This is a genomic window from Candidatus Poriferisodalis sp. (genome assembly GCF_965221945.1).
Classification (GTDB): domain Bacteria; phylum Actinomycetota; class Acidimicrobiia; order Acidimicrobiales; family Poriferisodalaceae; genus Poriferisodalis.
The window spans coordinates 3,753,605-3,774,329 of record NZ_OZ244925.1 but is presented as its reverse complement, the minus strand read 5'-3'; the positions used below and the strand labels follow the sequence as shown (position 1 = coordinate 3,774,329).

The 20,725-nt window shown below is 65.5% G+C and carries 31 protein-coding genes and 1 tRNA gene; 13 read left to right on the top strand and 19 right to left on the bottom strand.

The genetic code is table 11. The annotated features are described in order from the left end of the window. Positions 1 to 54: 54 nt before the first annotated feature. The 3 genes from ACOQPH_RS17675 to ACOQPH_RS17665 are packed head-to-tail and all read left to right on the top strand — an operon-like array spanning position 55 to position 858. The gene (locus ACOQPH_RS17675; RefSeq protein WP_420622619.1) at positions 55 to 294 is read left to right on the top strand and encodes a hypothetical protein; all 240 of its coding nucleotides are present in this window, start codon (positions 55 to 57) and stop codon (positions 292 to 294) included. 55 nt (positions 295 to 349) lie between these two features. After that, positions 350 to 484 (top strand): hypothetical protein, encoded by a 135-nt coding sequence (locus tag ACOQPH_RS17670; RefSeq protein WP_420622618.1) that lies wholly within the window; start codon positions 350 to 352, stop codon positions 482 to 484. Then, positions 481 to 858, top strand: a complete 378-nt coding sequence (locus ACOQPH_RS17665; protein WP_420622617.1) for a PIN domain-containing protein — start codon at positions 481 to 483, stop codon at positions 856 to 858. Before ACOQPH_RS17670 ends, ACOQPH_RS17665 begins: the two co-directional genes overlap by 4 nt. Positions 859 to 1,040: 182 nt before the next feature. On the opposite strand, the gene ACOQPH_RS17660 is transcribed toward ACOQPH_RS17665, so the two are convergent. The 3 genes from ACOQPH_RS17660 to ACOQPH_RS17650 all read right to left on the bottom strand — a co-directional run bounded on the left by ACOQPH_RS17660 (position 1,041) and on the right by ACOQPH_RS17650 (position 2,231). After that, positions 1,041 to 1,664, bottom strand: a complete 624-nt coding sequence (locus ACOQPH_RS17660) for a helix-turn-helix domain-containing protein (protein ID WP_420622616.1) — start codon at positions 1,662 to 1,664, stop codon at positions 1,041 to 1,043. Between the two features lie 109 nt (positions 1,665 to 1,773). Then, the gene (locus tag ACOQPH_RS17655) at positions 1,774 to 1,992 is read right to left on the bottom strand and encodes a type II toxin-antitoxin system VapC family toxin (RefSeq protein WP_420622615.1); all 219 of its coding nucleotides are present in this window, start codon (positions 1,990 to 1,992) and stop codon (positions 1,774 to 1,776) included. Then, positions 1,989 to 2,231, bottom strand: coding sequence for a type II toxin-antitoxin system Phd/YefM family antitoxin (locus tag ACOQPH_RS17650; protein ID WP_419551769.1), 243 nt, complete (start codon positions 2,229 to 2,231; stop codon positions 1,989 to 1,991). Before ACOQPH_RS17650 ends, ACOQPH_RS17655 begins: the two co-directional genes overlap by 4 nt. A gap of 289 nt (positions 2,232 to 2,520) precedes the next feature. Here ACOQPH_RS17650 and ACOQPH_RS17645 point away from each other — a divergent pair, with 289 nt between their 5' ends. Continuing rightward, the gene (locus tag ACOQPH_RS17645) at positions 2,521 to 2,715 is read left to right on the top strand and encodes a hypothetical protein (protein ID WP_420622614.1); all 195 of its coding nucleotides are present in this window, start codon (positions 2,521 to 2,523) and stop codon (positions 2,713 to 2,715) included. Between the two features lie 303 nt (positions 2,716 to 3,018). On the opposite strand, the gene ACOQPH_RS17640 is transcribed toward ACOQPH_RS17645, so the two are convergent. Together ACOQPH_RS17640 and ACOQPH_RS17635 are read right to left on the bottom strand one after the other, a co-directional pair. Further along, positions 3,019 to 3,192, bottom strand: a complete 174-nt coding sequence (locus ACOQPH_RS17640) for a hypothetical protein (protein ID WP_420622613.1) — start codon at positions 3,190 to 3,192, stop codon at positions 3,019 to 3,021. Positions 3,193 to 3,250: 58 nt separating this feature from the next. After that, positions 3,251 to 5,125: an RCC1 domain-containing protein gene (locus tag ACOQPH_RS17635; RefSeq protein WP_420622612.1), complete on the bottom strand. Its 1,875-nt coding sequence runs from the start codon at positions 5,123 to 5,125 to the stop codon at positions 3,251 to 3,253. A 394-nt stretch (positions 5,126 to 5,519) separates the two neighbouring features. Here ACOQPH_RS17635 and ACOQPH_RS17630 point away from each other — a divergent pair, with 394 nt between their 5' ends. Continuing rightward, complete coding sequence (locus tag ACOQPH_RS17630; protein WP_420622611.1) at positions 5,520 to 5,843, top strand: hypothetical protein; 324 nt, start codon at positions 5,520 to 5,522, stop codon at positions 5,841 to 5,843. Between the two features lie 21 nt (positions 5,844 to 5,864). Next, positions 5,865 to 6,278 carry a putative toxin-antitoxin system toxin component, PIN family gene (locus ACOQPH_RS17625; RefSeq protein ID WP_420622610.1) on the top strand — a complete coding sequence of 138 codons (414 nt, stop codon included), beginning with the start codon at positions 5,865 to 5,867 and terminating at the stop codon, positions 6,276 to 6,278. Between the two features lie 245 nt (positions 6,279 to 6,523). Here the strand turns inward: ACOQPH_RS17625 and ACOQPH_RS17620 are convergent, their stop codons facing one another. The 8 genes from ACOQPH_RS17620 to ACOQPH_RS17585 all read right to left on the bottom strand — a co-directional run bounded on the left by ACOQPH_RS17620 (position 6,524) and on the right by ACOQPH_RS17585 (position 10,181). Continuing rightward, positions 6,524 to 6,676, bottom strand: a complete 153-nt coding sequence (locus tag ACOQPH_RS17620) for a hypothetical protein (protein WP_420622609.1) — start codon at positions 6,674 to 6,676, stop codon at positions 6,524 to 6,526. A 19-nt stretch (positions 6,677 to 6,695) separates the two neighbouring features. Further along, the gene (locus tag ACOQPH_RS17615) at positions 6,696 to 6,950 is read right to left on the bottom strand and encodes a hypothetical protein (protein WP_420622608.1); all 255 of its coding nucleotides are present in this window, start codon (positions 6,948 to 6,950) and stop codon (positions 6,696 to 6,698) included. Next, positions 6,944 to 7,144, bottom strand: coding sequence for a hypothetical protein (locus ACOQPH_RS17610; protein ID WP_420622607.1), 201 nt, complete (start codon positions 7,142 to 7,144; stop codon positions 6,944 to 6,946). The genes ACOQPH_RS17615 and ACOQPH_RS17610 overlap by 7 nt, the downstream gene beginning before the upstream one ends. After that, the gene (locus tag ACOQPH_RS17605; RefSeq protein ID WP_420622606.1) at positions 7,141 to 7,737 is read right to left on the bottom strand and encodes a hypothetical protein; all 597 of its coding nucleotides are present in this window, start codon (positions 7,735 to 7,737) and stop codon (positions 7,141 to 7,143) included. The genes ACOQPH_RS17610 and ACOQPH_RS17605 overlap by 4 nt, the downstream gene beginning before the upstream one ends. Before the next feature lie 178 nt (positions 7,738 to 7,915). Next, positions 7,916 to 8,113: a hypothetical protein gene (locus ACOQPH_RS17600; protein WP_420622605.1), complete on the bottom strand. Its 198-nt coding sequence runs from the start codon at positions 8,111 to 8,113 to the stop codon at positions 7,916 to 7,918. Positions 8,114 to 8,184: 71 nt separating this feature from the next. Beyond that, complete coding sequence (locus tag ACOQPH_RS17595) at positions 8,185 to 8,373, bottom strand: hypothetical protein (RefSeq protein ID WP_420622604.1); 189 nt, start codon at positions 8,371 to 8,373, stop codon at positions 8,185 to 8,187. A 206-nt stretch (positions 8,374 to 8,579) separates the two neighbouring features. Further along, positions 8,580 to 9,290: a DUF3800 domain-containing protein gene (locus tag ACOQPH_RS17590; protein ID WP_420622603.1), complete on the bottom strand. Its 711-nt coding sequence runs from the start codon at positions 9,288 to 9,290 to the stop codon at positions 8,580 to 8,582. Positions 9,291 to 9,875: 585 nt separating this feature from the next. Then, complete coding sequence (locus ACOQPH_RS17585) at positions 9,876 to 10,181, bottom strand: hypothetical protein (RefSeq protein WP_420622602.1); 306 nt, start codon at positions 10,179 to 10,181, stop codon at positions 9,876 to 9,878. Between the two features lie 135 nt (positions 10,182 to 10,316). On the opposite strand from ACOQPH_RS17585, the gene ACOQPH_RS17580 reads away from it, so the two are divergent. The 3 genes from ACOQPH_RS17580 (at position 10,317) to ACOQPH_RS17570 (ending at position 12,795) form a co-directional block, all read left to right on the top strand. Continuing rightward, positions 10,317 to 11,528 carry an ISL3 family transposase gene (locus ACOQPH_RS17580; RefSeq protein ID WP_420622601.1) on the top strand — a complete coding sequence of 404 codons (1,212 nt, stop codon included), beginning with the start codon at positions 10,317 to 10,319 and terminating at the stop codon, positions 11,526 to 11,528. Between the two features lie 638 nt (positions 11,529 to 12,166). Beyond that, positions 12,167 to 12,391 (top strand): ribbon-helix-helix protein, CopG family, encoded by a 225-nt coding sequence (locus tag ACOQPH_RS17575; RefSeq protein WP_420622600.1) that lies wholly within the window; start codon positions 12,167 to 12,169, stop codon positions 12,389 to 12,391. After that, positions 12,328 to 12,795, top strand: a complete 468-nt coding sequence (locus tag ACOQPH_RS17570) for a type II toxin-antitoxin system VapC family toxin (protein WP_420622599.1) — start codon at positions 12,328 to 12,330, stop codon at positions 12,793 to 12,795. The genes ACOQPH_RS17575 and ACOQPH_RS17570 overlap by 64 nt, the downstream gene beginning before the upstream one ends. A 329-nt stretch (positions 12,796 to 13,124) precedes the next feature. Here the strand turns inward: ACOQPH_RS17570 and ACOQPH_RS17565 are convergent, their stop codons facing one another. The 5 genes from ACOQPH_RS17565 to ACOQPH_RS17545 form a co-directional block, all read right to left on the bottom strand. After that, positions 13,125 to 13,325: a DUF2283 domain-containing protein gene (locus ACOQPH_RS17565; RefSeq protein ID WP_419840507.1), complete on the bottom strand. Its 201-nt coding sequence runs from the start codon at positions 13,323 to 13,325 to the stop codon at positions 13,125 to 13,127. A 106-nt stretch (positions 13,326 to 13,431) separates the two neighbouring features. After that, the gene (locus tag ACOQPH_RS17560) at positions 13,432 to 13,776 is read right to left on the bottom strand and encodes a type II toxin-antitoxin system HicB family antitoxin (RefSeq protein ID WP_420622598.1); all 345 of its coding nucleotides are present in this window, start codon (positions 13,774 to 13,776) and stop codon (positions 13,432 to 13,434) included. Next, on the bottom strand, positions 13,773 to 13,973 hold the full coding sequence (locus ACOQPH_RS17555; RefSeq protein WP_419551720.1) for a type II toxin-antitoxin system HicA family toxin: 201 nt from the start codon (positions 13,971 to 13,973) through the stop codon (positions 13,773 to 13,775). Before ACOQPH_RS17555 ends, ACOQPH_RS17560 begins: the two co-directional genes overlap by 4 nt. 327 nt (positions 13,974 to 14,300) lie before the next feature. Beyond that, entirely contained in the window at positions 14,301 to 14,534 is a 234-nt protein-coding gene (locus ACOQPH_RS17550) for a type II toxin-antitoxin system HicB family antitoxin (RefSeq protein ID WP_420622597.1), read from the bottom strand. A 46-nt stretch (positions 14,535 to 14,580) separates the two neighbouring features. Beyond that, a complete protein-coding gene (locus ACOQPH_RS17545; protein ID WP_420622596.1) occupies positions 14,581 to 15,717 on the bottom strand; it encodes a Fic family protein in 1,137 nt (378 codons plus the stop codon). Positions 15,718 to 15,961: 244 nt separating this feature from the next. Between ACOQPH_RS17545 and ACOQPH_RS17540 the strand changes: the two genes are divergently transcribed. Beyond that, positions 15,962 to 17,098, top strand: a complete 1,137-nt coding sequence (locus ACOQPH_RS17540) for a metallophosphoesterase (protein WP_420622595.1) — start codon at positions 15,962 to 15,964, stop codon at positions 17,096 to 17,098. Between the two features lie 96 nt (positions 17,099 to 17,194). Then, positions 17,195 to 17,536: an HNH endonuclease gene (locus tag ACOQPH_RS17535; RefSeq protein WP_420622594.1), complete on the top strand. Its 342-nt coding sequence runs from the start codon at positions 17,195 to 17,197 to the stop codon at positions 17,534 to 17,536. A gap of 33 nt (positions 17,537 to 17,569) precedes the next feature. On the opposite strand, the gene ACOQPH_RS17530 is transcribed toward ACOQPH_RS17535, so the two are convergent. After that, positions 17,570 to 17,815, bottom strand: coding sequence for a hypothetical protein (locus ACOQPH_RS17530; protein ID WP_420622593.1), 246 nt, complete (start codon positions 17,813 to 17,815; stop codon positions 17,570 to 17,572). A 251-nt stretch (positions 17,816 to 18,066) separates the two neighbouring features. Between ACOQPH_RS17530 and ACOQPH_RS17525 the strand changes: the two genes are divergently transcribed. Next, positions 18,067 to 18,139: transfer RNA gene (locus ACOQPH_RS17525), tRNA-Arg, on the top strand. A gap of 254 nt (positions 18,140 to 18,393) precedes the next feature. Next, positions 18,394 to 20,556: a YncE family protein gene (locus ACOQPH_RS17520; RefSeq protein ID WP_420622592.1), complete on the top strand. Its 2,163-nt coding sequence runs from the start codon at positions 18,394 to 18,396 to the stop codon at positions 20,554 to 20,556. The last annotated feature ends 169 nt before the right edge of the window (positions 20,557 to 20,725 follow it).

The following is a 20,725-nucleotide window of genomic DNA, read 5'->3' as shown; positions in this document are numbered from 1 at the left end:
GCCATGTTCGATATACGAGAGCGGTGTCCAAGCTGCGGCTTGAGATTCGAACGCATGGAAGGTCATTGGCTGGGCGCAGTGGCCGTGAACACGGTCGTGTCCGCAGCCGCCGTGCTGGCGACCGTCGTTGCGGCGATGCTGGTCTGGGGCACTGATATCAGCCGCAGCTTGCTGCTGGCGCTCGCCGCTCCTGTCGGGGTGCTGGTGCCGGTGCTGTTCGACCCGGTGTCGCGCACTTTGTGGACGGCGATCGACGCACTGATGAGGCCCCCGAGCCCGAGCGACTTCGACTGACCGACGGCGGGGCATAGTTCGAACGCTTCAACGAGGCGTCAGGTGCGAACACTGCGTGCGATGCCAGCTCGCGGCCGACGCTGACTTCGACGTGCTGCTGGCCACAATGCTCGACGAGACCGGCGGGCCGCTCACACCCGACGAACGCGCTGCGGCCAGGCACGTGCTGTCGGGCGACGCTGCTGCGTGAACAGCGCAGTTATCGACACCGGGGCACTCATCGCGTGGGAACGCGCGACCCGCACCATGATCGCGCTCGTCGCAGAAGCACGAGCTATCGGCGTGACGCTGACGGTCCCGGCGGGCTGTGTCGCCCAAGCGTGGCGCAACCCACGCCGTCAAACACGACTCGCAGCCCTGCTTCGCAGGCCCGAGATCGACATCGTGCCGCTGGATGCGAGCGACGCGCGTCTGGTCGGCGTGCTGCTGGCATCGACGCAGACCACCGACACCGTCGACGCGCACGTTGCCATCTGCGCCCTGCGTTTGGGCCTGCCGGTGCTCACCAGCGACCCGGGCGACCTGTCACGCCTATCGGCTGAGATCCAGACGGTCCGCGTGTAGCCACCAAGTCACTCGGTGAGCCGCCGGGGTTCACTCTGCCTTCGGGTTCGTATTCGGCCTGGGTCTTGAGCGGAAGGAGTCGGCGCAGATCCTTGGCGACTGCATTGCCGTCGGCGAACTCTTGAGCTTTGCGGGCGTATGCACGCACTTGAGCAGCTGACACGGGTCTTGTCCGAGACGATCTAGGCATTGGCCATGTCCTGGAGTTCGTCCAGGGACGCACCGAAGACAGCTACGCCATCGCGTTCGATTTCTTCCCACACCGGCCCACCGTCCGACAGCCTCTCGACGGCTTCGGTCAGCCCGACCTCGATGACCTCGATGTCGTTCCCCGCGATCGCTCGGGCGTTCTCGCGCCACCGATCGATCCCTTCGGCCCATGCGTCATCGTCGGGGTCCACCTCGTCGGGGCGCACCACGACGACATCGATGTCGCTGGTCCGGTCAGCCTCGCGGCGGCCGAATGACCCGAAGATGATGATGCTCGCAGGCGGCTGGGGCAGATTCCCTGCAGCGGTGCCGATTCGCTCGAGCACGTTGTCTCGCAATCGAGCCAGCTCGACGACGACTCGAGCGGCCTCGTTGTGGCGATTGAGGCGGAACAATGACGACGGCGGCACCTCTCGTCGCTCCACCAAGCCGAGTTCCACGAGGCCGGGAATCACACGCGACGCTTGTGATGCGCTCACGCCGGCCAGCCGAGCCACGGTGCGCAGGTTGAGCTCAGCAGATGTCTCCGCGAGCACAGCGAGCACTTGTCCTTGCGCTCCTGGGATCACGGCACTGACCGGATGCACGAAGTCCATGCCGACAGCCTAGTTCTATAGCCAGCATAAATGCAACAATCGTTGCATATTTGACCTATTCGGGCGTTGCGGTCGGGATCTGGTACTGCGAGTCCAAGCTGGCGGCCCTTCAGCGGTAGGTGGAAACAGAGACGCCGGTGAGGCCCTCAAACCCTTTGGGGTCGGCGGTGACGACAGTCCGATTCGTTGCTCGTGCAGTGGCAGCGATGATGAGGTCGTGGGCGCCGCGCGCCCGGCCGGCTCGTTGGGCCTCAGCCAGCAGCTCGGCGTGGACGACGGCGACTTCGGCGTCGATGAGGACAGTCGTGTCCAGCAGCAGCGCTGTCATGCGCGATCGTCGACCTCAAGCAGCCTGCGCAGCTCCGCGAGCTCGTCGGCCCATGCGGGGTCCGGACGTGCGGCGGAAAGCAGTTCCTTAACTTCACGGCCGTCGCCGCGGCCGAGCGGCTCGATGCGGGCGACCGCCTTGCCGCGCCGGACCACAGTGAATTGCTCGCCGCGGTGCTCGACGGCATCGAGGACGGAAGCGAAACCCCGTGCCGCATCGGTTGCGCTGATCTCCGCCATGGAATCAGATTATCCGATAAGCGCTCTTGCTTCACCCGAATTTCCGGCCGGTCGCAGCAGCGGCGGAGGCTCGGGCGGCGAGCTCGTCGGCCCGGCTGATCTGCCCTGCAGCGGTTCTTCGACAGCCGGCGTCTCGCCTCCGGATGGGGCTGCGGTTCGCGAGCGCTTGGTCGCGTAGTTTCGGCTCATCACGCCAGACCGTCCAAGGGTTCCCGCCACGGCCACGCCAGCTCGCCGAACACCCACGTTCGACGCCGCCAACGTCCCCCCGGCGCTGACCAAGTCCCATGTGACATCGACATGGGCCGAACTCGTCGTGGTCGACGGCTCGGTGCTGTTCGTCGATGACACGCCGCGGCGAGTCCACGCAGCGGCGGGAGAACGCGTTCCGATCATTCCCGGCGCCAGCCATCACATCGAACCCGCGCACGACGCCGCGTTCTATGTCCAGTTCTACGAACGCATGCCAGAAGCCCCCGATTGAGCCGAGGCGCCTGCGGACGACCTCGCGCAATGCGGCAGTCAGCCCTCTTCGATCATGGCTTTGAGGAGTCTGAGTTGTTTGCCGTCGGACACTCGGATGGCGATGCGCGGCAGGGGCGACATCAACCGCCACAACACGCCGGTGCTCCGGTCGTCCGTTGTGCCCCTGAGCACCTGGGTGCCCGAAATCCGGTGACCGGCCGGGGTTACGTCTTTCCAGGATCCGACACGTCCGGCACCGACGGCAACGGGGCTGGCGTCAATCACGCCTGCCGTGTGCGCAGTGCGACTCCGAGAGCGGCTGCTAGCCGCCCCGCCAACCCTGAGCCAACACGACCGCGGGAACCGTCGGCGTCAGGCCTTCTGAGAGTACCCCCTGATGCAACGCCCACACCCGTCGGTTATTGCGTTCCATCTGCACGAATGCGGGGATCCCCGCAGCGATCTTGCCGACCACGCTGCGTGCGCGAGGTTCCACATCGGCGTGGAGACGAAATTCCCGTCCCAGTCGATGAACGCCGCGGCCGTCCGACTGCTCAGAACCCGAACGTTGCCTTGGCTCGTTGCTCGGCGAAGGCCTGCGGGAACGGCTCAAAGGCCACGCCGCCGGGTGCTGGGGTCACTGCACCCCAGCAGTCGATCGTCCCGTCGGTGAACAGCGCGCAAACGTGCGTGGAGCCGCTCGACACCTGTGCCAATTCGCCCGCCATCGATTCGGGAGGACTGAAGACACCGACGTTGGAGGTACCGACCTGAAGCACGAGCCCGTCATTTTCACGGTCCTCGATCGGCCAGCAGGCGAGTTGCTTGTCGGTTTGCACGCCGCATGCGAATCCGGTTGAGACTGATATGTCGGTGAAGGTCTGATCCCCGATAGCGGTTGTGTCGCCGGAGAACGTGCCCCAACAGGCGACCTCGCCTAACGTCTGCAACGCGCACGAACCCAAGAAGCCTGCAGCGACCTGGGAGAACTTCCCAGCCGGCACGTCCAGGATCGGATCAGGAAACTCGTCGCTGAGGCCAAAGATGTCCCAGCACACCAGCGATCCGTCGTCCCGGACCCCGCAGGAGTTGTTGAGCGTTGAACTGATCGCCTGGAATGACCCTTCCGGGGCTTCTACGTAGGGATCAACGCTTGACTCCTCGAAACTCCAGCACGTGGCCGCGCCGTCCGGTCGCAGACCGCAAGCATGGTGGACGCCGGTGGACACGGCCGTGAACTCACCGGCCGGTGCCCATAGCTCACCGATGTCGATCGACGAGGTGGCCGAATCGCTGGCGTTGAACGTCAATCCCCAGCAGGCAATCGTCCCGTCGGTCCGCAGTCCGCAGTTGTGCCACAGGCCCAAGGAGACACCGGCGAACTTGCCCTCGGGGATGCCGCCTTGCCGGGGGAACTGGTTTCCCCAGCAGACGATCTCACCGCCGGCGGACACCGCGCACGCCCGTGCGTCGGCACTCGACACATCAGTGAACTCGCCATCAGGCACATCGAGGATCGCGGCGGGGTCATCGCCCCAGCAGATGATGTCGCCCGACGATCGAACGCCGCACACTGCCGAACTCGACACCGATATGGAATCCAGTCCCGTGTCGAACGTCACGGCTTCGGCAACTTCCTGCTCGCTGTCGGGCACCCAGCAGCTCGCCGTTCCCCCTGCACCCAGAACGCACGCCATCTCAATGCCGACCGACAACTGGTCGAATGCGCCCGCGGGAACGCTCAACGAACGCTGCTCGTAGTGATCCCAGCAGCCGACCTCGCCGCTCTCGTCGAGGGCGCAGGTGAAGCTCTCCCCCAATGCGATGTCGCCGAATCGGCGGCCGGGATCGATGAACGGATCGTCGATGGACACGCCGCCGCCCCAGCAGGAAAACGTCGCATTCTCCCCAAGAGCACAGGCGTGGTCGATATCGGCATCGACGGCAACAGCCCCCTCGGTCGGCGGCGCGCCGCGGTCGTAGTACGAGTTGCCCCAGCAGATGACAGCGGTGTCGGCCGTGACGCCACACGAGGTCCAGCCGCTCGTGGACAGCGTTACGAAATTCTCGTCAGGGGGCGACGCTTGCCCTGAGTTGTCACTGCCCCAGCACACCGCCGAACCCCCGGTCTCCAGTGCGCACGCGTGACTCGCTCCCGCCACGACCTCGGTGAATTCGCCATCTGGTGCGTCGGTTTGGCCGGCGTAGTTGTCACCCCAGCACGCGATCGAGCCGTCGTTAACGAGGCCGCAGACGAACCCCCTCCCGACCGTCACCGATGCAAACGACAGTGCGGGCCCCGACTCATCTGACTCGCCGTTCGCACCGTTGCTGCATGCGCCCAGGAAGATCAGGACAGCGGCGAGCGCCCACGGAACTGAGTTCCTCCGATGGGCTTGGCTACGCAGTGCCCGACCCCACACTGACACGACGGCCAGTATGACGTGACTCTGTCGACGAGCCGAGCCGCGAGGCCGATGAATCGGCATCGGCGCGGCTTGGGCGAGCGGGCGAAGTTGCGGCGCCGGAGCCGGTCTCGCCCGCTGGGCACCATTTCGGTCCGGGTTCCGGTGGGACCCGCTTTGCTGCCGATCTCTGTCGAGGTCCCGCTGGGACTCCCACTGGGGGTCCCATTATTCGTTTGGCGGGAGTTGTCGCCAGACATAGCGTCGCCGGGGTGTCGGGCAACTGCGCAGCGTTTGTCGATGTGGGCTACCTGCGCGGTCTAGCAGCAGAACAGCGGCAACTCACTGATGGGGTCTCTGCACGAACGCCGGGATTTCCGCAGCGGACTTGGTTATGTTGTCAGGCTAAGCTGACAACATGAGCCTCATCGCTTTCGATCGCCTGTCGGCGAAGCCCATCGAAGCGCTGCGAGAACTCGTGCGCGCTATCGACGAGTGCGACGATCTCAAGCGCGAGACGGTGGCGGCTGCTCGCGAAATGGGCGCGACTTGGGAAGCCATCGGCAAGGCCTTGGGCATCACTCGACAGTCCGCTTGGGCGCTCTACTCGGCCGACGCTGCTGCCATCAGCGCTGACCTAGCTGCGAACGCCGCGAACAACCCAGACCTTTCCGAAGACGAGGCGCTCGACATTGCCGTCGAGGGAGTTCGGGCAGTCCGCAGAGCTCGCCGAGCACGCTGATCCAGCCCAATGCGAGTTGTGGTGGACGCGAATGTGTTCGTGTCAGCTGTGATCACGAAGGGCTCGCCACACCGCATCTTCCAACGGTGGCTCGGAGGCTCAGACTTCGAGATCATCGCCTGCCAGCAGATGCTGGACGAAGTCCACGAAGTCTTGACGACCCGGCCGCGGGTGAGCCGGCGCGTCGACCAACAGCTCGCGAACAGGCTGATCTCGCACTTGGTCACAGGGATCGGTCTTGTGCCTGATCCCACCGACGTTCAGCAATGGACACGCGACGGCGACGACGACTATCTCGTAGCGCTCGCGAGAGAGCACGGCGCTGACTACATCGTGAGCAGAGACAAGGATCTCTTGGAATGGGATAAGCAGGCACCTCCCGTGATCACCCCGTCGGAGTTCGAGACGATCCTGGGACCGATACCGAAGCACTAGATCGCCGGCTCGTCTCAGGCAGCAGCGGCGGCATGGGCGACCAGCAGGCAGAGCTGGGCGACGGCCGGAGTGGCAACAAGGCGAGAAGCAAATCGAACTTGAACGAGCGGCCGGCCGGTCCGGACCGGTCTTCGACTCTGCCGATGAGTTTCTCGACGCTCTGCGAACCAGCGCCGACCAAGCCACCGGCCCAACCGCCATCGACGACTGAAACAACCGCGACCCGACTGGCGGCGAGTCGGAACTCATGCAATCTCGCGGCGTCCGTACCCTGCTGTCTGGGCGACGAGCGGGCGGAGCTGCTCGGCGGCTCGGTGCTGGCTGTCGAGCGTGTCGAGGATGCCGTCGCATTCCATCTGGGTGAACGCCGGAATCCCCGCAGCGATCTTGCGCACCACGCTGCGCCCGCAGCCGGTGCTAGAGCAGGTTGGCGAGTGCGTGAACTCGCTTGCAGCACTCCTCAAATGTCGACGTTTCGGCGTTGGGCCAAACCAGGAGCCGGAGGGCGTCGTTGTAGGACTGCTCAACTTCGTCCTGGCCGGATGCCCACGCGGGGCTTTGGGCAAGGCCGCCTGCGGGTCGCTCAGCACTCGGCAGGCCAGCCGCCGTGGAGTGCCGGGCGACCTCGCGCGCCAAGATGTCGGCGCCTTGCAGCTTGAGTTGGTTCAGCACTGCCCTGCTGCGCAAGAGCACATCGACGTCGTAGTAGTGCCGCGCAGTATCGCGGCGGCGTTCGCGACTCCTCGCAGTGCCTCAGTGATCCAGAAGTCCTTCTCGACGTGTTGCTGCGGAATTCCTGCAACTCGTGCCACGGCACTGGCGTAGCCCTCCATCTCGCTCGGGTCGTCGAGCATTCCAAAAGTCATCGTTGCAACATCTCTTCGAGGCGCTGCCAGCGGGCACGAGTGCCGGAATGGTGTTCATCGTGAATCTGCTCAGCAATCGTGGGAAGCCGAATCTCGCCCTTTGCCGCGAGTTGCGCCAGAGCGGCCACGGCGCTCTCCCAGTCCGCCCCGGCGAATCGGAGACCGTCGCGCAGCACTTCGATGACGGCGACTTCGAGGAAGCGCAGCTTCCGGATCCGGCGCTCAACTGATCGCGACACGAACTGCACGCCTTGAGGCGGCGTTGGAGGCCGTCCGGCAACCGCGACGACTTCCACAGATGGAACCTGGCTAGTCAATCCCAACGCCGCTGCGGCTGAGAACTCCGCTGGTCCGGCGCCGTCGACTGCCACTTCCAGCCCCACTTGCATCGGCCGTGGCGCCGGAATTCCGGCTCGTGTACGCGGCCCTTTCCAGTACAGCCCCTTGCGCACTCGCAGCAGTTCGTTCCTGTCAACGAGGCGCGCGAATTCGCAGTCGACCGCATGCGGAGGTGCTTGCAGCTCGCTGCTGAAAACAAACGAACGCTCTGGCATCCGTGCGACATGATCGCGGACTAGCCGGGCGGTGCTCATGAGAGCTTATTGTAGCGAAAACCTCCGAAACTCGTTGAGGCATCGGCGGCGTGGGCGACGGGCGCGCGGAGCTGCTCGCCGGTCTTGTCCTGATGCTCGCAACTGTGTCTTCTAGAACTGTCTGTCGTTGAGCAGGTCCGTCAGCGATGCTGCGAAGTCATGTGCCTGCCCACCGAGGTCACTCGGCACGAGGCGGCAAACAGCACCAGGTCTGACGTGCCAGTTCGGTCTCGAACCGACCGGCACATGCCTGTTCCTCAAGTTCCTCCCGTGTGAATCCGGTCTCGGCGATCGCCGCGTCAAGCGCTTCCTGAGCCTCGTCAGGAGTCGGCCGATGCACGACGATCTCGCTCGGCTCGGTGTACGAGGCAGACACTTGCTCACCCCTTTTCGCGGGTTGCATCTGGGCGTGGTCCAGTTGCTGCCAAGACTGACAGACCCCCAAGCTCAGTCGAACAGGCCGGGGCGCCCAACACGCTCGGCGCAACCAAGCTCATCGAGGACTTCTGCTGCTCGTAGCAGAAATGCGGCTTCATCTTGGCTGATGTGCCGGTTCTCGCTCCGAAGGTGGTGATGCGCAAAGCGCTTCACTGCTTCACCGAGCGTGAGGCCCCGGTAGTTGTCTTCGTCAGGCACGCCGGACATTCTCGCGCCCGCGACGCGCGTAACCAGGATGGTCGTGAGATGACGCCGAGCGCCGGCCGGTGCGGTAGGCCGATGATCTCTACCCGGTCGCCGTTTCCCGCAATAGTGGTCCTCACGGTAGATGCGGGCTATAGGTCGCGCATCCGCGCTGTAAGGACGGGACATTCTTCACGAGTTAACCGGTGTAAATCACCCACTCATCGCCGGCTGGCGCAGGCGGGACACCGGCAGCTTCCGAAGTAATCGCTGTCGTGGATGAGGCCGTGCATTCGTCCGCGGTCGGCATCGAAGTGTGGCCAGAGACGGCGCGCGTAGCGCTCATCGAGCCGTCCACCAGGTTTCGAGTAGTACCTGAACAGCGCGTACGCAACGAGGTCCGCCGCCTGGAGGGCTCTCGTGGCCCGAGAATCTGCGAACAATGGAACGTCAGCAAGGTTTCGCAGCTGGCCGAGCGAACTGCTCGCCGTGCGCCACTGATTCGTCCAGTTCTGCAGGCTGCCCTCGACATTGCTTCGATCGTGGACGATGAGGCCCCTCTGTTGCTGTCCCTGACGGCTCATCCGGTTCACGAAGTCGTCGAACTTCTTGGTCAGCAGTTCGTACGCCCGAAGCCGCTGGTTGTGGGGATCCCGTTCCATGACCGCACCGATGAGGCGCCACGGAAGTTCAGGATTGACCGGCGCGTAACCGGCAAGCGTCGCATAGGCGCCTGCGAGCACCTGGCGGCGGTCTGATTCGGCGATGTTTCCCCACCGTTTCCGGCCCCGCCAGATCTCGGTCGCATGAAGCTCGAACATGGTGTGGTCGTGCCCCAAAGGGCGGAACTTGCGGAACAGGAATGAATCAAGGCGCTGCTGGAGATGCCAGGCATCTTCCTCGTGGACAATGATCCCCCCGACCACGAACACGGGACTGGCGCCGTGTGACCCCGACTCATCGACGAAGCAGAGATACAAACTGACCCCCAAACGCGTTCGTGCCCCGCCGAAGCGGGGCACGTTCTGCGAGTCAGCAGAGGAGCAAGCTCACGGCACCGAATACTCGGGTCCTCTCCGCTGCGGACATGATACACACTGCCGTCGCACCGTACAGTCGGATTCCGAGAGGACAAGCACGGTTTTTTCAGGGCCTCATGATCACCCTTCGGTCTGGGCAAACTCGGCGGCAGCAGCGGCCTGTGCGACGAGCGGACGGAGTTGTTTGGCGGCGCGGTGCTAGCTGTCGAGCGTCTTGAGGATGCCTTCGCGTTCCATCTGGATGAACGTCGGAATCCCCGCAGCGATCTTGCGGACCACGCTGCGCCTGCAGCCGGCGATGACCTCGGCGACCATGTCCGCGAGCTCACCGGTCCGATCGCCCTACACGCCGACCCTGCACACCCACCGGAGCACGTCGTTTCGATCCCTTGTGGTTCCAGGCAAGTCGCAGGGAGCACGTTTTCGAACGACTTGCTGGCGACGATTTGGGCCGCTAGCGAGACGGCCAGCGACGCATCAGAGCAGAAGGTGCTCAAGTTGGCTGCGAAGCAGGGCGTAGTCCCACGGTGTCTTCGTGGTCTTGCGCTCGTTGACGAGGGTTTCCAGGTCATCGTCGCAGAGCGTGAGCACGTAACCGCGCCCATCGGCTGCGGTGTCCTTGCAGCGAGCAGTCCAGCGCGCTCGCCGCTGGAACGAACGACAGCAGATGATGCCGAGCCTTCCTCGTGCCTGTAAAAAGCGTCCGGTGAGCTGGTCGATCTCGGGGTTGGCGAGGTCGCTGCCGTGGTTCTTGCACTCGACGAACACGTATGGCGCGCCCATGACCTTGCCGTTAGCCCAAGCGAAAAATCCGGCTCTTCGTCTTTTGTTGGGATGAGGGGGGTTGTGGGTCCGCGTTGATGGGTCGAGGCCCTGCTGGGATCGGTGTTTGGACACGCCGAACCCTGGAGGGCCTCGATGGCGAGAGATGTTATTTCGGTGCGGCTGTGGCTGCCGCGTATCAGGGTGCTGGGGGTCGTCGTGGACGCGCCCGAGCGGCTGGAGGTGCGGGTGGCGTCGACGGTGCTGCGCCCGCGGTGCCCGGACTGCGGGACGGCGTGCAGCAGGGTGCATGACCGCCGTGACAACAAGGTGCGCGACTTGGAGGTCTCGGGCCGGCTGGTGACGCTGGTGTGGGAACGGCGGCGCATGGTGTGTGCGGGCTGTGGGCGGCGCTTTAGCGAGGATCATCGGGCGTTCGAGGGCAGCGTCACGGCGCGTCTGGCTCGGCGGCTGGTCAAAGACGCCCGGGCGATGACAGTCAACGCCGCAGCCCGCCGTCACCAGGTGAGCTGGAAGCTGGTCAACGCGTTGGTGGTCGCCTGGGCGGGGCTGGTCGCGGACCATCGCCGGCAGCGGCGCTGCCGGGTGCTGCTGGTGGACGAGACCTCGATCCGCAAACGGCATCGGTACGTGACGGTGCTGGTGAACGGCGACACCGGCGAGGTGCTCGCGATGGTGCCCCACCGCAGCGCGCAGGCGCTGTCGGGGTTCCTGGCCTCTCAGGGGCACCGATGGTGCAAGGGCGTCAAGGTCGTCGTGTCCGACGGCTCGAAGGCGTACAAGACAGCGATCGAGCAGCGGCTGGGCCACGCACGCCACGTCCTGGACCGCTTCCACGTCATCGGGTGGTTCGCCGCCGGGCTCACCGCGGCCCGCCGCAGCATCCAGCGTCGCCCCGAAGGCTCAAAGCCGGCGTTCGACCCCGAAGTGTTCCGGGCACGGTTCTTGCTCATGCGCAGACCCGACCAGCTCGACGCGTCCGAACGGGCACGCCTCGAGGGGCTGTTCGCCGCCCACCCGCGGCTGCGGCTCGCGTGGGACGCGCTCGGCGAGCTGCACGGCCTCTATCTCGCCGCCGACCGCAAAGCAGCGCTCGAAGCGCTGGACCGGTTCGCGGATATCTACAGCACTGGGCTGATACCCGAGTTCAGCGATGTCGTCGACACGTTCCTCGCATGGCACGAACAGATCCTCAACTGGCACACCACGCGACGGCTCCCCAACGGCCGGCGACCCAGCAACGGCCGCATCGAAGGCACCAACAACCTGCTCCAAGTCCTGCGCCGCAAAGCCCACGGCTTCACCGACTACACGAACTTCGAAGCCCGCGGCATCCTCACCACATAACCTGACAACACCGAACCCAGCAGCCCTCATCCCAACAAAAGACGAAGGCTCAAAAATCCTCGCTGTGCTTCGTTGGTAAAGGTGATGTCGATGCGCTTTCGGCCATCGTGTAACGGGACTTGTCCCCGCCTCGATCTTGACTGTGTGAGGCCACAGGAATAAGGCCCCATTGAGTCTTTCTCTCGATGATTTGGCTCGTATTCGACCGAATTGCTTCCTAGGTGCCATCACCACGAATTGCCAATTGGGCACATGCGCCTCCGGCCTCGCCGAACCGAGAATCTGATCTCAGAGACAGCCGCGTTCAAGCACAGCGCCAGCACCTGATTCGGTTCCCGGCCGGCCGCCAAGGACGTCAGCCGTCCGTGGGGTTTGGCTCAGCCTTTTGAGCCTTCGCGGGCCTGCGGGATACGGCCTGCTGGGTTCGGCGGGTCGTCGGCGACGGCCCTACTCGCCCAGAAGCTCAGCCCCACCCTGCTCCGGCTGCACACGCACGTCGATCGGACCCACGTCGGCACATGCGTGGTCCGAAGCATTGCCCGGTAGCCAGCCGACGAGCTGTGGCATCTGCACGGCACCGACACCGCGCCCACGAATCCCGTTACGCCCCGGCCAGCTCGCCGGGTATGCTGGCATACATGAATCGGACCACTGTCAAGCTCCCATTCGAGCTCGACGCCCGCCTTCGCCACGAAGCCGCTCGGCGCAACATCACTATCTCAGAGCTGACGAGAGAGGCGATCGAGCACCATCTCGGGCCTCGGCGACGCCTCGGCGCGGCGGCGGCAGGTCGCAGCGGTTGTTCAGACATCTCCGAACGCATCGAGGAGATCCTGGCCAGCGAGGTCCCAGCATCGCGCTGATCGTCGATGCTGGGCCGCTCTACGCCTACATCGACGCAGACGATCGACATCACGCGGCCAGCCTGAATCTGCTCTCGCAGCATCCGGGACCGCTCATCGTGCCGACCCTGGTGATCACCGAAGTCGCGTACCTCGTCGGTACGCGACTGGGTTCACGGGCCGAAGTGCGGTTCTTGGGCGACCTCGCTTCTGGAGACCTGCTTGTGGAGCCCGTGGCAGCGAGTGATTGGCTGCGCATCGCCGAACTGGTTCACACCTACGGCGATCTGCCGTTGGGTACCGTCGATGCCTCCGTCATAGCCGCTGCAGAGCGCTTGGGCGCGACAGCCGTGGCCACCGTCGACCGCCGCCACTTCGGCGTGGTCCGGCCTCTGCACTGCGAGCGGCTCGAGATCCTGCCCTGACCGGTCGCCTTCCGCCGGCGCGAAATGGGATGCCACCGACCAAATCGGCGTGCGGCGGGAACGTCGCAAATCAACTCTGGCGGGCTACCACGCCGGTGCTAGAACGACTGAACCCCGGAAGCCGCTCGAGCAGCGACCCCTCGGGGTTGTCGGACGCCACGATATGTGAACCATCGGGTAGACGGCAACGCACCTGACGCGCAGAACGGGAGGCCGGTCCGCCTGAAGTCGGCTCAGGGCCGAGTGCTCAGGTTCCCCTGCGCAAGCGGTGTGTGCCGCGCCTCCCGTTGGCCGTCACCATAGCCACGAGGGTGCGGCGCATCTCGCCGCTACGCGGTCTCGAACTGGAGCGCGTTGAGGTTGAGATGAGGCGATCTGGCCGACACATTCAGCATCTCGATGCCGACGACCTGTTCGGCAGCGTTGAAATCCAATACCACTCCGGGCGCGACCTCGAGCGAGTCGACAATCGCTGAGTCGTCGAGATGGAAGTACAGCGCGTCGTCCTCCTTGTCGATTCGCAGCTTCATGCCTCACCTCGCGTTCCGAGGTCAAAGAACTCCGTAACCACTCGCCACGGATCCGACGACGTGCTCACCGCCGCACGCAGCACTCGGCCGAGGGGCCAGGTCGGCGTCAGCCAGCGAGCACCGCTTGAGGAGTCGGGATCTCGATTTCGACCGTCTCGAATCGAGTCTCAACGGTTTCGCCACCACCACCGAACTCGGCGTAGGAGCTGAGCACGTCATCAGAAACGGGCCCACTGTGGTGCGCAACGGCATCGTCGATGCCGGTGGTCGGAGGCGGGGGCAGTTCGCCATCCGACATCATCGCTTCGATGTGGAATGCGAGCGCCTCCTGGATCATCTCCAGCGCCTCCTCCCGCGTCTTTCCGGTGCTGACGCAGCCTGGGACATCGGGCACGCAGGCGCTGAAGTTGTGCGGCAGCTCCTCGAGCGTGACCACGTAGGTCAACTTCATCGGCTTCGCCTCCTCAGACCCGCTTGGGTCATGATGCTCGCCCAGAGCCTCGGGCCTACATTGTCGCTCAGTTTGCCGGGGATCGTGACCGTGCCAGGTTTGTCGGGATGTCGAAAGTGGCGGTGGCTGCCTCGTGTTCGCGCATGGGTCCAACCGTCACGTTCAACGAGACGTATCGCATCGCGCACTGTCGGCATGCTTCGCTCCGTGCTGCCGACCGAGACAGGTACCCGGCGGTGGCGGGCGCAGCCTCGCGCCGCCTCCGACGCGAGGCCAGCGATTATCTCGGCGATCCGTAGGTCGGCTGCTTAGCTCGCCAACTCGAGCTGATGTCGAGGTTCGTCGGGGCGATCCTGGCCAGCACCAATACGTTCGAAGTGCCGCGGCGTGGGGCGCAGTACGGGAGGCCGGTCCGCCTGAAGTCGGCCCAGGGCCGAGTGCTCAGGTTCCCCTGCGCAAGCGGTGGGCTCCGCGCCTCCCGTTGACCGTCACCATAGCCATGGGGATGTGGTGCATCTCGCCGTCTAGGCCAGCGACTCGGACCCGCCCTGCTCCTGCATAAGCACGTCGATCAGGCCCACGTCGGCGGGATCGACGTCGAGCATCATGGCGATCGCCTCACGAGCGGCCGCCGGCACTTCGTCGAGGTGTCTCGCTTGCGAAAAGACGCCCCGCAGCGACGGAACCGTTATCGCCCACCACTCGCCGGATCGCACGACATCGACACGATGCCCCAAGGTGCCCGCGTCAGACTTCATGGTTCAACCATCTTGCCAACTTCGGCGAGGATGCCGTGGCGTTCGGTCAGTGGGTCCAGGTGTCGATGAGGTCGTGGGCGGCGTACCAGTCGCGGTTGCGGCCTACGCCGGGTGTGGGGGCTTCGACGGCGGTGAGGATGCCGCGATCGGCGAGCGTTCGCAGCGCGGTTCTCGCGGCGGGTCTGCTGATATGCAGCAGGGCGGCGGTGTCGGGGGCGCTCTGGAGGGGGTGGGCGACCAGCAGCGGCGCCAGCGCTCGTGCTGCGCTGTCGGCGCGCAGTCCGCTCAGCGTGTCCTGCCAGGTGTCGATGATGTGGCGTGTGCGGTCGGCGAGCTGATCGGTGATTGCTGCGGCGTGTTGCGCGACGCCGGCGAACCAGGCGATCCACGGGCCGGTGTGGCCTTGTTCGAACAGGTGCAGTCCCGACAGGTAGCCGCCGGTGTCTCGTGCGATCGCGACGCTGATCGGCACCGTCGAATGGCGGGTCAGGCCGACTCGCCGCAGGGCCCGGGTGACGAGTATCCGGCCGAGTCGGCCGTTGCCGTCGCCGTAGGGATGGATCGCCTCGAACTGGGCGTGCAGGATCGCCGCGTGCGAGATCGGGTCCAGGTCGGTTCGGTCGTTCGCGAAGCCGATGAGATCGTCGATCAGGTCGGCGATCTCGCTGGGCGGTGGTGGGACATAGGTGGCCGTGAGCGGCGAGCTGCCGCCGACCCAGCCGACCCGGGGACGGAACGCCCCGATCAGCTCGGGGTCCAGGTTGCTGTTGCGCATGAGGCGGGCGTGCCAGCCGTGCAGCACCTCCACGCTGAGCGGCTCATGTGCGCTGGCGAGAGCAGCGTCGATGACCGCGAGGTTGTCGGCCACCCATCCGGCGGCACCGCCCGCGCCGGTGCGTTCGGCTATCAGCACAGACACCAGCGGTTCTCGCAGTCCCTCGATCCCCGACGACGCGATGCCCTCGTGCCGCAGCAGCAGCCGCGACAGCGCCTCCCATGCATTCGGCACCGACCGGTCGGCGGCCCGTACCGCCGCTGCTGCCTGCTCGGTGGCGCGGACTTCTCTTGCGTCCAAGCTGAGGTCGCGGTCGCTGAGCCTCGCTGGCTTCCACGCTCGAACCTGGGTCCCGTTCCAATCACCGACAACGACCGTGCCCGCACCGCCGTCCTCGAACAAGCTCATTTGGAAAGGATAGCTGGACAATCTTTCCGAATGCTGGCGATTCGATAACGATGCGAGCACATCCTTTCCAAATAAACCTTCCACGGAAAGAATCGCACCCAAGCGACCCGTGACATGACTTGCACAGCGCAGCTCCGCACGCGACTTCCCACAACCGGAATGTTGCTCAGAACTTCGTTCACCTCGTCCCCCGGCTCCGGCTGGTCGGTGCGACGCATCTGTGACACTCTCCTGATTCGGGGTCGTGCAGCCGGTGCTTTTGAACTACTACTGCGTTGCGGTCGCTGTGCTGGTGGGGGCCGTCTCGGGGATCGTCTCGGTGCGGTGGCTGCGTGGCGGCCTGCGCAGCGGGCGGGTTCTCTGGCGCGCTGCGGGCGTGGGATTCGTGGGCACGGTGGTGTTCGGCGTCGGGGCGCTGGCAATCACCGGTGTGGACGGGTTCACGCTGATCCATGTCGCCTATGTCGTGGGGACCGTCGGGGTGCCGCTGGCGGGCGGCATCGTGCTGCTGTGGGCCCGGCCGCGCTCACGGGTGGTGACCGCCGTCTGCGTTATCGCCTTGGCCGCCGTCCCGGTCGGGGTGTATGCGACCTATGTGGAGCCGTTCTGGCTGAGGGTGGACGCCGTGGAGCTTGCGGTCGAGGGCGTCGACGAGCCGATCCGGATCGGCGTGCTGGCAGACCTGCAGACCACGGGCGTCGGCGACTACGAGCGCGATGCTGTCGAGCGTCTGTTGGGCTTGGGGCCCGACGTCGTGGTGCTGCCCGGCGACCTGTACCAGTTCGATGCCGACCTGCTGGACGAGCGAGCACCGCAATTCACGCAGCTGATCGAGCGGATTGTCGACGAGGTGCCGCTGGTGTACCTGGTGAGCGGCAACACCGACACCGTGGCGGGTCTGCGCCGGATCACCGCCGGCACCGGCGCGAGGGTGCTCGACAACGAGATCGACACGTTCGAGCTCAAGGACGTCTCGGTGAGCATCGGCGGCACGACGCTGTTCGGCGACGACGCGGCGGCTCAGCGGATGGCGGGGCGGCTCGCCGGCGACGGGCAAGCAGGGGTGCGGGCCGGGCTGCGGATCCTCCTCGGGCACAAGCCCGACGCCATCGAGCTGGTGGGAGCGACGCCTGTCGATCTCGTGGTTGCCGGCCACACCCACGGAGGGCAGGTCTCGCTGCCGATCTTCGGCCCGCCGCTGACGCTGACGAACGTGCCCAGGCATGTCGCCGCAGGCGGGCTGCATGAGCTGGACGGGACGCCGATCTATGTGTCGACCGGCGTGGGCCGCGAGCGCGGCAACGCCCCCCAGCTCCGACTCGGCGTCCGCCCCTCGATCGGGATCATCGACCTCGTGAGCGCCGGCGGTGGTTCCGGGTGATCTCCGGGGATCTCCTGGCGGCGCTGGTTTCGGTGTCCGGCACGCTGACGAAGCGGCCATCGCCGGCTACTGGCCTGCGATTCGGAGATCATCCCCATGATCCTCGGAGGCCCGGGTGGGTCCGCCGACGTCGGACGAGCCCGCCGCACCGTGCCGCTGCGACTGCGGAGACTGCTCATCGCACGCGACCGCCACTGCCGGTGGCCCGGTTGCGGGGAGCCGCCGTCACGCTGCGACGCGCACCACGTCGAGCACTGGGTAGCCGGAGGCCCCACCAACTTGGACAACCTGGTGCTGCTGTGCCACCGGCACCATCACCACCTCCACCAGCACGGCTACCGGATGAGCCCCCAACCCGACGGCAGCTGGGCTACAACCCAAGAATCAGAGCCCAAGCCCGCTCCCCAACGAGGCGCCGCACAAGCCCGAGCCCCCTAGGACTCATGAGGGGCGGGCGGGCCGACGTCGGTCTCAGAAGCCCGGGACGAAGAAGGTGTCTCGGTGGTACTCGAATTCGGCCTTCGCCTTGGCAGCCTTCGAGCCGCGTCGCTCAGCACTTCCGCTGAAGCCCCTCACATGGCCCCGTTCGAACCATCGGATCCGGGAGCGCATGGACAGGCCGGCGGCTGCATCGGCAGGTCGAGCGGAAAGCACCTGGCGGCGCTCGATCCGGTGACGACGAGCCGCCACCCCGCCGATGATGTCCCTCGGGACCATGCAATCCAGCCTATAGCGATCGGACACCTGGGTCGGCAGCGGAGCGATGGCTTGAGCCACCGGGACGAACCCGACACGAACCCAGGACGAAACCGGGAAAGCCGCAGCGACGAGAGCACCACCGACGCACCGCGGCGACGGCACGCCCCGTCACCGCACGGCACGGGACGTCAAGGCACGGTCCGGACCGGCACACTTGATTCCGCAGGTCAAATCGCACTGGACTCAGCAGTACATTCCGCACACACCCCGCCCTCGTAGCTCAGGGGATAGAGCGTCGGTTTCCTAAACCGTGCGTCGCAGGTTCGAGTCCTGCCGAGGGCGCAGATCTGAAACTGATGGAGGTTGTTGAGAGTCAGGGTTTCTCGCGAGAGGAAATCCTGATGGACGATCGAGAGTAGCTACGCAAGATCCCGCAGCATCAGCCTGGACCCCAAGCGCTGGCACAAATGCGTTGATCTGACGCATGAAATCCTCAAATACGTCGAAATAAGGCACAACCGACAGCCGCGGCACACGTCGCTTGGCATGGTGACGCCCATCGAGATCGAAACCCGACACCAACGCCAACCGGCGGCATGAATCCAACATCCCGCCTACGCGACACCCGCCGCATCAAGGGCTGGTCAGCTCGAGGAACAGCCGCTGTGGCGGTCTTCTTGGCAGCGCTGCTCGCGCTGTGGCTTGGCGTCCCCAGTGTGTCGAACGCACAATCCGCGGCGACGGTGTCGGTGGAACTGTCACCGGGCCGTGCCGTGCCAGCGAACACCGCCATCGACGTGACGGTGTCGGTCAGCAATCTTGAGGCCGACAGTCCGGTCACGTTCCGGGCCGACGTACAGCGCTACGGCACCGACAAGGACGAATGCGAGGGCAGCGGCATCGGCGCAGACACTCAGTACACGGCCCACAACGGCGACTTCGTTGTCTCGGCCACGATCAGTGCGCAGTGCCCGGTGGGCGGACCCTATGTGCTCAAGATCAATCTGGTCCGCCGAGGCGCCACGCCGTCAGATCCCGAAGTTCAGCTTGCGTCCAGCAGTACCACGTTCGTGGTCTCGAGGTACCTGGTAGCAGGGGTGACGCCAGGCCCGCCTCCCCGGCCTAAGCCCGACGCATGGCTCGATCCCGATCCGCGCTCGTTGGACATGCGCGTGCACGGCGAGTGGCAGCGGATAATCGTTCGCAGCGATGTTCTGCTGTCGATGTTCGGGCACGCCTACGTCTATATCAACGCCGCCCAGCCGGGCCAGTTCGCATCGCACGCGCAGCCCTACAGCGCCACCGAGCCGCCGTCGGTCGATCCTGCCCAGGCGTGCGCGGCGCAACAAGACGACACCTCCGGATGGCGTCGCGCGATCGACCAGTCGCTGTGGATCGTGGCCTGCAAACCGGGAAGCGCCGTATTCATCTTGACAGACGAGTTCGAGCCCGGGGCGCTGTACCGCTACGAGTTCACCGTCGCTGAGGCGGATGACACGCCCGCCGGCGATGACGGCGATGATGACGACGACGGCGGCGGCAGCGGTGGCGACGACGGCGGCAACGGCGACGAGACCAACACGGTCACTGTCGACCCGGCGACGTCCGAGTGGGGTGTGCTGCCGGACTACAAGTTGCTTGCCTCAGGCAACTCAACTGCCCGGGCGATCTGGTCTGACGGTGTGACGATGTGGGTCACCAACCTGGACGGTTACGTCTACGCCTACAGCCTGGCCGACATGACCCGCGACGCCTCCAAGGACATCAGCGCGCCGGGCTCGGCGGGCAATCACCACGCGAACGGCGTGTGGTCCGACGGCGCGATCATGTGGGTGAGCGACGACAACGACGACCAGATCTACGCCTATGACCTGCACACGGGCGCCCGTGTGGCGGGCCGCGACATCGACTCACTGGACAGTGCGCACAACAACCACCCCAAGGGCCTGTGGTCCGACGGGGTGACGATGTGGGTGGCCGACCACAGCGACGACATGATCTACGCGTACGACCTGCATACCGGCGCTCGGAGGTACAGCCAGGACATCACCGGGCTGGGCTCGGCTGGCAACGGCCGGGCTGCTGCTCTGTGGTCCGACGGCACGGTCATGTGGGTGAGCGACGACCACGATGCCAAGATCTACGCCTACGGCCTGCACACGGGCGACCGCAAGGCCGACTTGGACCTCGACGGGTTGCTTGCAGCGGGCAATGACAGTCCCAAGGGGATCTGGTCCAACGGCAGCATTATGTGGGTAGCCGACAACTCAGATGGCCGCATCTACGCCTACAACATGCCAGAGCTGACTGCGGAGCCCGTCGCGTCGACGGTCCCGCCGTCGCACGATGGCAGCGGCAACGACAACGGCGGCGATGACGGCAACGACGACCCGGCGCTGACTGCGGAGTTCGTCGCGTCGACGGTTCCTCACGCGCACGATGGCAGCCGCGAGTTCACCGTGCGTGCGCAGTTCAGCGAGCCGATCGCTGTCAGCTACCGCAGGCTGCGTGACGACTTGCTGGAAGTGACCAACGGCAGTGCCCTCAAGTTCAAGCGCGTCGATGGGCGCAATGACCTGTGGGAGATCCACGTCAAGCCGAGCGGCACTGGCGATGTCACGCTGTTGCTGCGGGCTGCAACCGAGTGCGCCACGTCGAGCGACGGGCAAGCCCGTTCCCAGACTCAGGTGTGCACCGCAGCGGGATTGGCGCTCTCGCACGATCTCACCCTGACAGTGCCACAGCAGGTCCCGTCGTAGCGGGCGGATCGTCCCCGCGGTCTGCTTGGGCCCTATAAGCCGGCATCACCAGCCTGGTCACCCACGACCGCGACAGCCCGTACTGGGCGGCCACATCAACGTGGGCTCGGCGTGGAGTTGCGGCGCCGACAGCGGCCGCCGGGCGGATGCAGCAATATGGCTTGGCGAC

Bases quoted from the DNA above. Each gene is read 5' to 3' on its own strand.
- ACOQPH_RS17545 (WP_420622596.1), bottom strand. From the start codon at position 15,717: ATGAGCTTGTTCGAGGACGGCGGTGCGGGCACGGTCGTTGTCGGTGAT.
- ACOQPH_RS17530 (WP_420622593.1), bottom strand. From the start codon at position 17,815: ATGGTCCCGAGGGACATCATCGGCGGGGTGGCGGCTCGTCGTCACCGG.
- ACOQPH_RS17535 (WP_420622594.1), top strand. From the start codon at position 17,195: ATGATCCTCGGAGGCCCGGGTGGGTCCGCCGACGTCGGACGAGCCCGC.
- ACOQPH_RS17550 (WP_420622597.1), bottom strand. From the start codon at position 14,534: ATGAAGTCTGACGCGGGCACCTTGGGGCATCGTGTCGATGTCGTGCGA.
- ACOQPH_RS17580 (WP_420622601.1), top strand. From the start codon at position 10,317: ATGGCGAGAGATGTTATTTCGGTGCGGCTGTGGCTGCCGCGTATCAGG.
- ACOQPH_RS17675 (WP_420622619.1), top strand. From the start codon at position 55: ATGGAAGGTCATTGGCTGGGCGCAGTGGCCGTGAACACGGTCGTGTCC.
- ACOQPH_RS17555 (WP_419551720.1), bottom strand. From the start codon at position 13,973: ATGCCGACAGTGCGCGATGCGATACGTCTCGTTGAACGTGACGGTTGG.
- ACOQPH_RS17585 (WP_420622602.1), bottom strand. From the start codon at position 10,181: ATGGGCGCGCCATACGTGTTCGTCGAGTGCAAGAACCACGGCAGCGAC.
- ACOQPH_RS17655 (WP_420622615.1), bottom strand. From the start codon at position 1,992: ATGACAGCGCTGCTGCTGGACACGACTGTCCTCATCGACGCCGAAGTC.
- ACOQPH_RS17565 (WP_419840507.1), bottom strand. From the start codon at position 13,325: ATGAAGCTGCGAATCGACAAGGAGGACGACGCGCTGTACTTCCATCTC.
- ACOQPH_RS17560 (WP_420622598.1), bottom strand. From the start codon at position 13,776: ATGAAGTTGACCTACGTGGTCACGCTCGAGGAGCTGCCGCACAACTTC.
- ACOQPH_RS17520 (WP_420622592.1), top strand. From the start codon at position 18,394: ATGAATCCAACATCCCGCCTACGCGACACCCGCCGCATCAAGGGCTGG.
- ACOQPH_RS17605 (WP_420622606.1), bottom strand. From the start codon at position 7,737: ATGAGCACCGCCCGGCTAGTCCGCGATCATGTCGCACGGATGCCAGAG.
- ACOQPH_RS17610 (WP_420622607.1), bottom strand. From the start codon at position 7,144: ATGACTTTTGGAATGCTCGACGACCCGAGCGAGATGGAGGGCTACGCC.
- ACOQPH_RS17650 (WP_419551769.1), bottom strand. From the start codon at position 2,231: ATGGCGGAGATCAGCGCAACCGATGCGGCACGGGGTTTCGCTTCCGTC.
- ACOQPH_RS17630 (WP_420622611.1), top strand. From the start codon at position 5,520: ATGAGCCTCATCGCTTTCGATCGCCTGTCGGCGAAGCCCATCGAAGCG.
- ACOQPH_RS17575 (WP_420622600.1), top strand. From the start codon at position 12,167: ATGAATCGGACCACTGTCAAGCTCCCATTCGAGCTCGACGCCCGCCTT.
- ACOQPH_RS17660 (WP_420622616.1), bottom strand. From the start codon at position 1,664: ATGGACTTCGTGCATCCGGTCAGTGCCGTGATCCCAGGAGCGCAAGGA.